This window comes from Streptomyces sp. NPDC008121, assembly GCF_042957155.1.
In the GTDB taxonomy this organism is placed as follows: domain Bacteria; phylum Actinomycetota; class Actinomycetes; order Streptomycetales; family Streptomycetaceae; genus Streptomyces.
In genome coordinates this window covers 355,640-367,724 of sequence record NZ_JBIBHT010000009.1, presented here as the reverse complement: position 1 = coordinate 367,724, position 12,085 = coordinate 355,640, and the positions used below count along the sequence as shown (strand labels likewise).

The window sequence follows — 12,085 nt, the reverse complement described above, 5'->3', positions numbered from 1 at the left end:
CCGGGTCCTCCCCGGCCTTCGCCGCGGCCCGCGTGTGCGGGTCGCGGCGAAGGCGTTCACGCTGGAGGCATGACCACGATCCTGGTGACGGGCGGCACGGGCACCCTCGGCCGCCCGGTGTGCGACCGGCTGCGCGCCGACGGCCACGAGGTCCGCGTCCTGAGCCGCCACTCCCCTCCCTTCGCCGTCGACCTGCGCAGGGGCGGCCCGCTGCTGGACCGGGCGGTCCGGGGCGTGGACGCGATCGTCCACTGCACGAACATCACCCGGGGCGACGAGGAGGCGGCCGACCACCTGATCGAGGCAGCGCAGCGGGCGGGCGTCCCGCACGTGCTCTACATCTCGATCGTCGGCGTCGACCGGGTCCCGCTGGGCTACTACCGCACCAAGTACGCCGTGGAGCGGCGGCTCCAGCAGTCCGGGGTCGGCTGGACGATCCTGCGGACGACACAGTTCCACGACCTGATCCTGCGCCTCCTCCAAGGCCTGGCCAAACCGCCGGTCATGGTGCTCCCGAAGGGCGTACGGGACCAGCCCCTGGAGGTCACCGAGGCCGCGGCCCGTCTCGCGGAACTCGCGACGGGCGACCCTGCCGGGCGCGTGGCGGACATGGGCGGGCCCGAGGTGCTCACCTTCCCCGAGCTGGCCGAGGCGTACCTGCGGGCGAGCGGGCGCCGGCGGCGGATCGTCGAGGTGCCCCTGCCGGGGCGGACGTACCGGGGACTGCGGCTCGGAGGACACCTGGCCCCGGAGTCGGCGGTGGGGCGGGTGACGTTCGAGGAGTTCCTGGCGGCTCGGTTCGACGACGGGAGCGGCGCTCCCGGCCGTCCTTCGACCTAGTCCGCTCTGCACCACTTGGGCACGTCTCGCGCACTTTGCGGAGTGTTCGGGCGAATCAGCCGTGTCCTTCCCGCCATAGTGCGGGCATGACACGCACCCCCGCCTCCACCCGCACGCGCCCGCGCCCGCGTGCGCGTGCACGGGCCCGCCGCGCTCTGCTCTGCGCCGCTCTCCTCGCCGCCACCGTCCAGGCCCCGGCCACCACGACCGCGTTCGCGGAGGGACCCGGCCATCACGGCGACCGCGACTGCGTACGGACCGAGCGTCCCCTCGACGCGCAGGCCCGCAAGGTCCTGGACATCACCCGCAAGGCCAAGAAGGACCTCAAGCTGAACTCGGTGGAGCTGAAGGTCACCATCGACGGGCGCGAGGTCCTCACCGACGCGCTCGGCGAGTCCATGACCGGGGTCCCGGCCCAGCCGGACATGCACTTCCGCGCCGGCTCCGTGGTCTTCGCCCACATCGCCACGGCCCTCCTCCAGCTGGTCGAGGAGGGGAAGGTCTCGCTCGACGACACCGTGGAGCGCTGGCTGCCCGACGTGCCCAAGGCCGAGCGGATCACCCTGCGGATGCTGGCCTCCAACACCACGGGCCTCCACGACTACGTGACGGACCCGGCGTTCGGGGCCGAGCTGACCGCCCACCCCTTCCGCCAGTGGACCCCGGACGAGCTGCTGGCGTTCCCGTACAGCCACTCGTTCTGGTACGAGCCCGGCACCAACTGGAGCTACTCCCACGCCAACTACCTGCTCCTGACCCAGGCGCTGGAGAAGATCACCGGCACCCGGATCGACGAGTTCCTGCAGGAACGGATCTGGGGCCCTCTCGGGCTCCGCGACACGCAGAACAACTTCACGCCGGACATCCCGAGCCCGGTCCTGCACGCCTTCACCTCCGATCGCGGGCTCTACGAGGAGTCCACCTTCTGGAACCCGTCGTGGACCACCGCGCCCGGCGCGGTCATCACCACCGACATCTGTGACCTGGCCCGTTCCGCGCGGGCCATCGGCAGCGGCGAACTCCTCTCGCCCCGCTCGTACCGCACCTTCCTCGACCCGGGCACGGTCGGCCTGGGCGGCGCGACCGCCACCTGTCCCGCCACGATCTGTCTGAAGCAGACCGAGGCCGCGCACTTCGGCCTGGGCATCATCGTGGTCGACAGCTGGCTGGTGCAGAACCCGTCGTTCTCCGGCTATGCGGCGATCCAGGCCTATCTCCCCTCCGACCGCCTCGCCATCGCGGTGTCCACGACCAAGACCGCGAACACGCCCGAGGGCAACACGGCCGAGGAGGTCGCCGAGCGCATCGCCGCCGAACTCGCCCCGGACCAGCCACTGACGATCAGCTGAACCCCTAGCCGTGCCGCCCGTGGTCGCCGTGGTCCGGCGGGCCGAAGAGCTCGTCCTGCGCGGCGTCGCGGGCGGCCAGGAGGGCGCCCCGGAGGACCGCCGCGTCGCCGAGTTCGGTGGCACGGACCTCGGTGCGCAGGGGCGAGAGGGCGGCGAGCCGGGCCTCGACGCGGGCGGCGAGCTCCCGGCCGCCGCGGTGGCCGGTCTCGCCGCCGAGGACGAGGCAGCCGGGGTCCAGGACCGAGACGACGGCGGCCGCGCCCACGGCGAGGCGGTCGGCGAGCGCGTCGAGGAAGGGGCCGTCCCCCGAGGCGAGGGCGGTGCGGGGGTCGAGGCCGTGCCGGACGGCCAGGGCGTCGATAGCCGCCACGCAGGCCAGCTCGTGGAAGCCGCCCGCGCAGTCGTGCGCCGAGGGCAGCCCGCCGGTGCCGGGGACCGGCAGGAACCCGATCTCCCCGGCGCCGCCGGAGGCGCCCCGGCGCAGCCGCCCGTCCAGAACGACGGCCGCGCCGACGCCCTGGCCCAGCCACAGCAGCACGAAGGTGTCGCAGTCCTGGGCGGCCCCCACCCGCTGCTCGGCGACGGCCGCCAGATTGGTCTCGTTCTCGACCAGCACGGTCGCCGGCAGGCGCTGCTGCAGGGCCGGCACGAGCCGCCGGTGCCAGGCGGGCAGCCCTGAGGAGTCGTTCAGCTCGCCCGTGGCCGGGTCGATGAGGCCGGGCGCGCCGATGCCGACGCTGTGCAGGGCCGCCACCCCCGCCTCCTTCGCCGTGCGTTCGAGGAGGGCGACCGCCTGCTCGACGGCGGGTTCGGTGGCCGTGCCGTCCCCGACGGGCAGGGTCGCCTCGGCAAGCGTGGTGCCCAGGAGGTCGGCGACCACCACGGAGACGGAGCGGGTGCGCACGTCGAGGGCGGCGAGGTGGGCGCGGTCGGCGACGATCCCGTACAGCTTGGCGTTGGGGCCGCGCCGCTCGGCGCCGGACTCCCCCACGATCCGGACGAGCCCGGAGCCCTGGAGCCGCTCGACGAGGTCGGCGACGGTGGGCCGGGACAGCCCGGTCAGCGTCTTGAGCTGACTCGCCGTCAGCGGCCCCTCGTCCTGGAGCAGTCGCAGGGCGAGCCGGTCGTTGATGGCCCGGGCGGTGCTCGGAGATGCGGGCATGCTCGGGATCCTCTCAGACTTCCGGCGGTCATACTATTTATCAGGCAGGGTTCCTGATAGTTTACGGCGGCATCATGGCCAAGGACAGCGACAGCTTCGGGGAGGGCCCCATGGCGGGCGAGACCGTCTTCAGTACCCAGCGGCTCCGGCGGGCCCGGTTCGCCGTCGCCGCCGTCTTCTGCGTCCACGGCGCGGTCACCGGCAGTTTCGCCACCCGCATCCCCTGGATCCAGGACCACGCCGACGTGAGCGCGGGGCAGCTCGGCCTCGCCCTCGCCTTCCCCGCCATCGGCGCCTCCCTCGCGATGCCGCTGGCGGGCGCGATCAGCCACCGCTTCGGCGCCCGCACGGCGCTGCGCGGCCTGCTCACGCTGTGGACGCTCGCCCTGATCCTGCCGTCCCTCGCCCCGAGCATCTACGGCCTCTGCGCGGCCCTCTTCGTCTACGGCGCCACGGCCGGAATGTCCGACGTGGCGATGAACGCCCTCGGGGTCGAGGTGGAGAACCGCCTCGGCAAGTCGATCATGTCCAGCCTGCACGGGATGTGGAGCGTGGGCGCGCTCATCGGCTCCGCCGCCGGCACCGTCGCCGCCCATCTGGGCGCGGACGCCCGGCTGCACCATCTGATCGCCGCCCTGGTCCTGACGGCCCTGGGCATCGTCTTCTGCCAGGGCGTGCTCGACCTGCAGAGCGCTCCGGACGAGGAGCCCCCGCCGCGCTTCTCGCTGCCGCCGAAGTCGGCCCTGGTCATCGGCGCGATCGGCTTCTGCGGAGTCTTCGCCGAGGGCGCCAGCCTCGACTGGTCGGCGGTCTACCTGAAGGACGAGCTGGGCTCCTCCGCCGGGGTCGCGGCCGCCTCCACCACCGCCTTCGCCCTCACCATGGCCATCGCCCGGCTGGTCGGCGACCGGGTGGTGGACCGCTTCGGGGCGGTACGGACGGTCCGGGTCGGGGGCGTCGCCGCCACCCTCGGCGGGGTGCTCGTCGTCCTCGCCCCGCACGCCGCCCTCGCCATGGCCGGCTTCGGTCTGATCGGCCTCGGTGTGGCGGTCGTCGTGCCGCTCGCCTTCGCCGCGGCCGGCCGCAGCGGGCCCAACCCGAGCCAGGCCATCGCAGGCGTCGCCACCATCACGTACACCTCGGGACTGATCGCCCCCTCGGCGATCGGCGGCATCGCCGACGCGACCTCGCTCACCTTCTCCTTCGGCCTGGTCACGCTGCTGGCCTTCGGTCTGGTGCTCGGCGCCGGGGTGCTGCGTCCGGGGGCCCGGACGTCGGCGCCGGCCGCGAGCGGCAGCGCCCGGGAGAGCTCGGGCAAGGCCTCCTGAGAGCGGCTCCCGCCCCCTTGTGACCTGCGGCGCACCAGGGGGCGGGCCCGCCGGGGCCGGCCGGGCACCACCTACGATGTGGCTGATCTTCGGCGGCCGCGACTTGGCCGCCCCCACCGGAGAACGGGAGCGGCCTCATGAACCTCGGCGTGCGCTGGAGCCTGCACGGCGACGGACGGACACCCGCTCCCGGAGCCGTGGTCCGGCCGGACGAGCGGCTCTCGTGGCCCCGTACGGTCGGACTCGGCGCCCAGCACGTGGTGGCCATGTTCGGCGCGTCCTTCGTCGCCCCGGTGCTGATGGGTCTCGACCCCAACCTCGCGATCATGATGTCGGGTGTCGCGACGGTCATCTTCCTGCTCGCGACCCGGGGGACGGTGCCCAGCTATCTGGGCTGCTCGCTCTCCTTCGTCGGGGTCGCCGCCGCCATCCGGGCCTCCGGGGGCACCAGCGCCACCGTCACCGGCGCGGTGTTCGTCGTCGGCGTGGTCCTCTTTTTGGCGGGCCTGGCGGTACGGAAGTTCGGCGCGCGGATCATTCACGCGGCGATGCCCCCGATCGTCACCGGCGCCGTCGTCATGCTGATCGGCTTCAACCTCGCCCCGGTCACCGCGGCCACCTACTGGCCGCAGGACCAGTGGACGGCGCTCCTGGTGATGCTCTTCACCGGTCTGGCCGTGGTCTGCCTGCGCGGCTTCTGGTCGCGCATCGCGATCTTCCTCGGTCTGATCTTCGGCTACGGCATCTCGTGGATCTTCGACCTGGTCTTCGGGAAGATCCACTCGATGTCCCCGGGCGGCCAGGTCACCGACCACTGGCGACTCGACCTCTCCGGCGTCTCGCAGGCCGACTGGATCGGCCTGCCGTCCTTCCACGGCCCCTCCTTCGAGTGGTCCGCGATCCTGGTCGCGCTGCCCGTGGTGATCGCACTGATCGCCGAGAACGCCGGACACGTCAAGGCCGTCGGCGAGATGACCGGGGACTCGCTCGACGACAAGCTGGGCACGGCGATCGCCGCGGACGGCGCCGCCTCGATGCTGTCCACCGCCGTGGGCGGCCCGCCGAACACCACGTACTCCGAGAACATCGGCGTCATGGCCGCCACCCGCGTCTACTCCACCGCCGCCTACTGGGCCGCCGCCGGCTTCGCGCTGCTCTTCGGCCTCTGCCCGAAGTTCGGCGCGGTCGTCGCCGCGATCCCCGGCGGAGTGCTCGGCGGCATCACGGTGATCCTGTACGGCATGATCGGCCTGCTCGGCGCCCAGATCTGGATCAACGCCAAGGTCGACCTGCGCAACCCGCTCAACCTGGTCCCGGCCGCGGCGGGCATCATCATCGGCGTCGGCGGGGTGAAGCTGACCTTCACCGACACCTTCGAGCTGGGCGGCATCGCGCTCGGCACGCTCGTCGTGATCACCGGCTACCACGTCCTGCGGGCCTTCGCCCCCGAACACCTCAAGCGGCAGGAGCCCCTGCTGGACTCGGGCACCAGCTCGTACGAGGGAGAGGGGCCCGGGAACGGCGGCCGTCCCCGCGACGGGCGCCGGCCCGGGGAGGGCGGCACGGGCGGGGAGCCCGCCGACAAGCCGTAGCCGGATTCGCCCGTTCTGGGTAAGCCCGGCCGGGAGAGTTCCCTCGCGGCCGGGCTGCTGGAAGTCTGCCCCCATGGCGCAGACCCAGCAGATCGACACCGGGCAGCTCGACGACGAGCGGATCGACACCGAGGGCATCGGCCTCCCCGGCGTGGACGCCCCTGGCGTGGGCACCGACGGGGTGGATGCCGCCGGCGTGATCGCCCGCGGCGCGGGAGCCGCGGCGGGGGCCGGCATCGAGATCGCGGAGATCGGGCCCTTCACGGCGATCGACCCGGTGGTGGACCGGATGCGGACCATCCGGTCGGCCTGGCACCCCACCGACGGGGTCGCGGTCTTCAACCGGGTCTATCTGACCGTGACGGAGGAGATCGGCCACGCCATCGACGCCGGCACCTTCGCCGACCGCAGGGCGGCCGCCGCCCTCGACGTCCGCTTCGCGGAGCGCTACCTCTCCGTGGTCGACGCCGTCGCCACCGGCGGCCCCGCCCCGGCCTGCTGGCGGCCGCTCTTCACCTACCGCCGCCACCCCGGCGTGAGCCCGCTGCAGTTCGCGCTCGCCGGGATCAACGCGCACATCGGCCACGACCTGGCCCTCGCGGTGGTCGACACCTGCCGGGCGCTGGAATGCGAGCCCGCGGAGCTGGAGGACGACTTCGACCGGGTCGGCGACGTCCTGGTCCTCCTGGAGGAGCGCATCCGCGAGGAGCTGATGCCGGGTCCGGACCTCCTGGAGATCGCGGACCCGCTGACGCACCTGCTGGGCTGCTGGAGCCTGGACCGGGCCCGCGACGGGGCGTGGCTCGCCGCGCGCTCACTGTGGCAGCTGCGGGAACTGCCCGACCTGGCCGAGGAGTTCGCCGAACGCCTCGACCGGTCGGTGGGTCTGGTGGGGCGGATGCTGCTGACGCCGCTCGCACAGCGCGGCTGACCACTCTCGCGGCCGCTCGCGCGCCGATGCTGTCCGCCCCACTCCCCCAACGGCGTCAGTCCTCCGGAAGTTCCACCGGCGCGATGTCGTCGTAGACGTCGCCCGGGCCGGGGTTGGTGGCGTCGGTGGCACCGCCGAAGTGGTGCATCACGCCCCACACCGCGTTCAGCGCGGTCTGCACGGCGCCCTCGGCCCAGCCGGCCGTCCAGGAGATGTCGTCGCCCGCGAGGAAGATGCCCCGCTTGTCCTCGGGCAGCCGGTCCTGCATGAAGTGCGTGAACAGGCGGCGCTGGTAGCGGTAGTGGCCCGGCAGGTTCGCCTTGAAGGCGCCCATGAAGTAGGGCTCGTTCTCCCAGGAGACGGTCACCGGGTTGCCGATGATGTGCTTCCGGATGTCGACGTTCGGGTAGATCTCGCCGAGCGACTTCAGCATGACCTCCATCCGCTCGTTGGCGGACAGCGGCAGCCACTTCAGGCTGTCGTCGCACCAGGTGTACGAGAGGCAGATCACGGCCGGCTTGTCCGGACCGTCGTCCAGGAGGTAGGTGCCACGGGTCATCCGGTCGGTCAGCGTCATCGACATGACGTCCCGGCCGGTCGGGTTCCCCTGGGCGTCGACGGCCTTGTCCAGCCAGAACGGCCGGTCCACGGGCACGAAGAGCTTGGAGCTCTCCATGTAGTGGGTGCGCTCGATCGCCGTCCAGTGGTCGATCGGGAAGAGCGAGTCGTCGCAGGCGATCTTGGAGAGCAGCATCCAGGACTGGGCGGTGAAGATCGCCGCCTGGTACGTGCGGATGTCGCCGGAGGCGTCCGTGACGGTGATGCGGTTGCCGGCGGTCCGGTTCAGCCGGGTCACGGCCGGCTTCGGGTCGCCGTCGTGCAGCGAGGAGAGCGACGTCCCCTGCGCCCAGTGCACGATCTTCTGCGGCTCGCGCTCCCACAGGCGCAGCGGCAGCTGCTGGGAGCCGCCCACGATGCCGCGGTGGTGGTCGTCGGCCTCCGTGTAGACGACCCGCAGGATCTCCAGGATGGAGTTCGGGAAGTCGGTGTCCCAGCCGCCGGTGCCGAAGCCGACCTGGCCGAAGATCTCGCGGTGACGGAAGGACTTGAACGACTCCGAGTCGCACAGGAAGCCGTAGAAGGTCTGGTTGTCGAGCTTCTCGACGAGCTTGGCCCAGATCTCGCGGATGCGCGGGACGTCGCGCTCGCGCATGGCCTGGTTCATGTCGGAGAAGTCGGCGCCCTCCTCCAGACAGGCGTTCCACGCGGCGGCGACGTCGCGATAGACCTGCGGCAGGTCGTCCACGGTCTCGGCGTAGTGCGACTCGCCCTTGAGGTCGACGACGGTCGACGGGGTCGACTCGGCGAGCGGGTTCGGGAAGGGCTCCGTCTCCAGGCCCACCAGGTCGATGTAGTGCTGGAAGGCCGTCGAGGAGGGCGGGAAGCGCATGGCGCCCATCTCGGCGGTCAGGCCCTCGGTGCCGGTGCCCTCGAAGCCGACGGTGCGCAGCCGGCCGCCGATTCGGTCGGCCTCGTAGACGACGGGCTTGAGGCCCATCTTCATCAGCTCGTAGGCGGCGATGATGCCGGAGAGACCGCCGCCGATGACGGCGACCTCGGTGCCGTGCTCGGTCGCCGGTATCTGGCCGAGTCCGGCCGGGTGGGCCAGGAAGTCGTCGTAGGCGTACGGGAAGTCCGGACCGAACATGGTGATCGGCGGCTGCGCGTCGGTGTGCTGGACGGCGGTGGGCACCGTGGACGTCATGGGGTTCGGACTCCTTGCACGGAAAGACTGGGGAGGGGGGCAGGCGGGAGGGCGGGAGGGCCGGCGGGCGGGGGGCTCAGACCAGTGAGCCGTACAGACCGGGGCGGCGGTCCCGCAGATACGGGTTGTCCGCCCGGGAGGCCGCCAGGACCTCGGGGTCGACGTCGCCGAGGATCAGCTCCTCGCCCCGGCCGGCGCGGGCCCGGGCGGTGCCGTCGGGGCCGGCGAGCGCGGAGAGGCCGACGAACTCGTACTCCCCCTCCTGCCCGGCCCGGTTGGCGTACGCCACGTACATCTGGTTCTCGAAGGCGCGCACCGGGACGACGGACTCGGCGACGACCTCGGCGGGGTGCATGAGGGCGGTCGGCACGAGCAGCAGGTCCGTGCCGGCCAGGGCCTGCGCCCGCACGTTCTCCGGGAACTCGACGTCGTAGCAGATCATCAGGCCGACCGTGAGGCCGCCGATCCGCGTCTGGACGACGGTGTCGTCGCCGGGCGTGAACCACTGCTGCTCGAAGCCGCCGTAGAGGTGCGTCTTGCGGTAGCGCGCCAACACGGCGCCGTCGGCGCCGAAGAGCTGGGCGGCGTTGTAGAGCACCCCGTGCCGGTCGGTGTCCCGCTCCGGGTACCCGTACCCGACGGCCACTCCGTGGCGGACGGCGACGGCGGCGACGGCCCGGGCGGAGGGGCCGTCCGCCGGCTCGGCGAGGCGCGCCATGTCGGCGCCGATCGCGTAGCCGGTCAGGAACAGCTCCGGAGCGAGCAGCAGCCCGGCGCCGGCGGCCGCCGCGCGGGCGGCGGCCTCGTCGAGGACCTTCAGATTGGCGGCCACGTCACCGAGCTCACCGGAGCTCTGGAGCAGGGCGATGCGCAGCGCGGGCATGGTGATCCTCTGAAGGTCCGGAGTGCGGGGGAGACGTCAGAAACGGTACGGTTTCGCGCTCGTCCGGGACAAGGCGCGACCGTTGCGGACCGACCGTCGAAGCGTTGCGCGATCCTCCGGCCCGACGGCGATTCGTTGCGCCCCCCCGTCCGCCGCGGCCTTCATGCCGACGGCGTGGGCTGCTGATCACCGCCGGGGCGGGGGCTCTGCCGTCGGCCGGGCGCGGTGCGGGAGCCACGGCCCCGCACCCCCTGGCCCTACGCCGGCGAGCCGGAGGAGAAGCGCCGCAGCAGCGGCGAGAGCACCAGGACCGACTTGGTGCGCTCCACGAAGGGCTCGCCTGCGATCCGCTCCAGGACCCGCTCGAAGTGGCGCATGTCGGAGGCGAAGACCTGCACGACGGCGTCCGCGTCACCGGTGACGGTCGACGCGGACACCACTTCGGGATACCGCTCCAGGCCTCGCCGGATGTCGTTCGGCGAGGTGTTGTGGCGGCAGTAGATCTCGACGAAACCCTCGGTCTCCCAGCCGAGCGCCGCCGGGTCCACCCGTACGGTGAAGCCGGTGATGGCGCCCTCGGCCCGCAGCCGGTCCACGCGCCGCTTCACGGCGGGCGCGGAGAGACCGACGAGCGAGCCGATGTCGGCGTAGGAGCGACGGGCGTCCTCCGCGAGGGCGTGGACGATGCGTTCGTCGAGGTCGTTGAGTCGCACTACGGGTGGATCACTTCTCTGCGTCGGAGGCCACGACGTCGGTGGCCAGGCGGGAGCGGCGCATGCCGTACAGGAAGTAGACCACGAGGCCGACCGCCATCCACACACCGAAATACGCCCAGGTGATCAGGTCGAGGCTGTACATGCTGTACGCGCAGAAGGCGAAGCCGAGCACCGGGAAGACGGGGCCGAAGGGCACCTTGAAGGAGCGCTCCATGTCGCGCCGGGTGTAGCGGAGCACCACGACGGCGATGTTGACCAGGGCGAAGGCGAAGAGCGTGCCGATGCTGGTGGCGTTGACCAGCTCGCCGAGGGGGACGGCGGCGGCGAGGATGCCGCAGAAGAGCGAGACGATCACGGTGTTGGCGCGGGGCGTCCCGGTCTTGGGGTTCACCTTGCGGAAGACCTTGGGCACGAGCCCGTCGCGGGACATCGCGAAGAGGATCCGGGTCTGGCCGTAGAGCACGGTCAGGACGACGCTGGCGATGGAGATCACGGCGCCGGCGGCGAGCAGGGTGCCCCAGAAGCTCTGGCCGGTGACATCGTTCATGATCGCGGCGAGGGTGGCATCGGTGCCGGCGAACTTCTTCCAGTCCCAGGCGCCGACGGCGACGGCCGCGACGAGGACGTACAGCGCGGTGACGATCACCAGCGAGAGCATGATCGCCCTCGGCAGGTCGCGCTTGGGGTTCTTGGCCTCCTCACCGGCGGTGGAGGCGGCGTCGAAGCCGATGTACGAGAAGAACAGGATGGCCGCGGCGGCTCCGATGCTCTCCCGGCCGAGCGGCATGAAGTCCGAGTAGTTGCCGGAGTCGAAGCCGATGAAACCGACCGTGCAGAACAGCACCAGCGAGGCGATCTTGACGAACACCATGATCGTGTTCGCGCGGGCGGACTCCTTGGCGCCGCCGAGCAGGAACATCATGGCGAGCACGACGACGATCAGGGCCGGCAGGTTGAACACGCCGCCGTCGCCGGGGGGCGCGGAGAGCGCCGCCGGGAGGGTGACCCCGATGGTCCCGTCGAGCAGCTCGTTGAGGTAGTCGCCCCAGCCGACGGCCACGGCCGCGACGGAGACGCCGTACTCCAGGAGCAGGCACCAGCCGCAGATCCACGCGACGACTTCACCCATCGTTGCGTACGCATACGAATAGGAGGAGCCGGCGACGGGGATGGTGCCGGCCAGTTCGGCGTACGAGAGGGCCGAGAACAGGGCAGTGAGGCCGGCCAGCACGAAGGCGACGGTGACGGCCGGCCCCGCCTCGGGCACCGCCTCGCCGAGCACGACGAAGATGCCCGTGCCCAGCGTCGCGCCGATGCTGATCATCGTCAGCTGCCACATCGAGAGCGAGCGGCGGAGCGAGCCGCCCTCACCCTGACCACCCTCGGCGACCAGCAGTTCTACCGGCTTGCGCCGGATCAGGGCGGAGAGCCCGGAAGACTTGGGGACGGTCGGCTCGGTGGCCGGCGGGGCTGTGCCTTGATCCAGCACTGCGGGGGCTCCTTGATCGCTGCCTGTCGG

The 12,085-nt window shown here is 72.1% G+C and carries 10 protein-coding genes; 5 read left to right on the top strand and 5 right to left on the bottom strand.

The annotated features are described in order from the left end of the window. Nucleotides 1-69: 69 nt before the first annotated feature. Together ACFZBD_RS29090 and ACFZBD_RS29085 are read left to right on the top strand one after the other, a co-directional pair. Nucleotides 70-840 (top strand): NAD(P)H-binding protein, encoded by a 771-nt coding sequence (locus ACFZBD_RS29090; RefSeq protein WP_391145159.1) that lies wholly within the window; start codon nt 70-72, stop codon nt 838-840. An 86-nt stretch (nt 841-926) separates the two neighbouring features. Further along, a complete protein-coding gene (locus tag ACFZBD_RS29085) occupies nt 927-2,189 on the top strand; it encodes a serine hydrolase (RefSeq protein WP_391145156.1) in 1,263 nt (420 codons plus the stop codon). 4 nt (nt 2,190-2,193) lie between these two features. On the opposite strand, the gene ACFZBD_RS29080 is transcribed toward ACFZBD_RS29085, so the two are convergent. After that, nucleotides 2,194-3,351: an ROK family protein gene (locus tag ACFZBD_RS29080; RefSeq protein WP_391145153.1), complete on the bottom strand. Its 1,158-nt coding sequence runs from the start codon at nt 3,349-3,351 to the stop codon at nt 2,194-2,196. Between the two features lie 110 nt (nt 3,352-3,461). Between ACFZBD_RS29080 and ACFZBD_RS29075 the strand changes: the two genes are divergently transcribed. The 3 genes from ACFZBD_RS29075 to ACFZBD_RS29065 all read left to right on the top strand — a co-directional run bounded on the left by ACFZBD_RS29075 (nt 3,462) and on the right by ACFZBD_RS29065 (nt 7,202). Continuing rightward, nucleotides 3,462-4,679, top strand: coding sequence for an MFS transporter (locus tag ACFZBD_RS29075; protein ID WP_391145358.1), 1,218 nt, complete (start codon nt 3,462-3,464; stop codon nt 4,677-4,679). A 137-nt stretch (nt 4,680-4,816) separates the two neighbouring features. Next, nucleotides 4,817-6,271, top strand: coding sequence for a solute carrier family 23 protein (locus ACFZBD_RS29070; protein WP_391145151.1), 1,455 nt, complete (start codon nt 4,817-4,819; stop codon nt 6,269-6,271). Nucleotides 6,272-6,506: 235 nt separating this feature from the next. Then, nucleotides 6,507-7,202, top strand: coding sequence for a DUF5995 family protein (locus ACFZBD_RS29065; protein ID WP_391145355.1), 696 nt, complete (start codon nt 6,507-6,509; stop codon nt 7,200-7,202). Between the two features lie 55 nt (nt 7,203-7,257). Here ACFZBD_RS29065 and ACFZBD_RS29060 read toward each other — a convergent pair whose 3' ends face one another. The 4 genes from ACFZBD_RS29060 to ACFZBD_RS29045 form a co-directional block, all read right to left on the bottom strand. After that, a complete protein-coding gene (locus ACFZBD_RS29060; protein ID WP_391145149.1) occupies nt 7,258-8,967 on the bottom strand; it encodes an FAD-dependent oxidoreductase in 1,710 nt (569 codons plus the stop codon). A gap of 76 nt (nt 8,968-9,043) precedes the next feature. Next, the gene (locus ACFZBD_RS29055; protein WP_391145146.1) at nt 9,044-9,850 is read right to left on the bottom strand and encodes a nitrilase-related carbon-nitrogen hydrolase; all 807 of its coding nucleotides are present in this window, start codon (nt 9,848-9,850) and stop codon (nt 9,044-9,046) included. Nucleotides 9,851-10,107: 257 nt separating this feature from the next. Continuing rightward, nucleotides 10,108-10,563, bottom strand: coding sequence for an Lrp/AsnC family transcriptional regulator (locus ACFZBD_RS29050; protein ID WP_030204433.1), 456 nt, complete (start codon nt 10,561-10,563; stop codon nt 10,108-10,110). A gap of 10 nt (nt 10,564-10,573) precedes the next feature. After that, nucleotides 10,574-12,055 (bottom strand): amino acid transporter, encoded by a 1,482-nt coding sequence (locus ACFZBD_RS29045; protein WP_391145144.1) that lies wholly within the window; start codon nt 12,053-12,055, stop codon nt 10,574-10,576. Nucleotides 12,056-12,085 lie beyond the last annotated feature (30 nt).

Bases quoted from the DNA above. Each gene is read 5' to 3' on its own strand.
- ACFZBD_RS29090 (WP_391145159.1), top strand. From the start codon at position 70: ATGACCACGATCCTGGTGACGGGCGGCACGGGCACCCTCGGCCGCCCG.
- ACFZBD_RS29085 (WP_391145156.1), top strand. From the start codon at position 927: ATGACACGCACCCCCGCCTCCACCCGCACGCGCCCGCGCCCGCGTGCG.
- ACFZBD_RS29080 (WP_391145153.1), bottom strand. From the start codon at position 3,351: ATGCCCGCATCTCCGAGCACCGCCCGGGCCATCAACGACCGGCTCGCC.
- ACFZBD_RS29075 (WP_391145358.1), top strand. From the start codon at position 3,462: ATGGCGGGCGAGACCGTCTTCAGTACCCAGCGGCTCCGGCGGGCCCGG.
- ACFZBD_RS29070 (WP_391145151.1), top strand. From the start codon at position 4,817: ATGAACCTCGGCGTGCGCTGGAGCCTGCACGGCGACGGACGGACACCC.
- ACFZBD_RS29060 (WP_391145149.1), bottom strand. From the start codon at position 8,967: ATGACGTCCACGGTGCCCACCGCCGTCCAGCACACCGACGCGCAGCCG.
- ACFZBD_RS29055 (WP_391145146.1), bottom strand. From the start codon at position 9,850: ATGCCCGCGCTGCGCATCGCCCTGCTCCAGAGCTCCGGTGAGCTCGGT.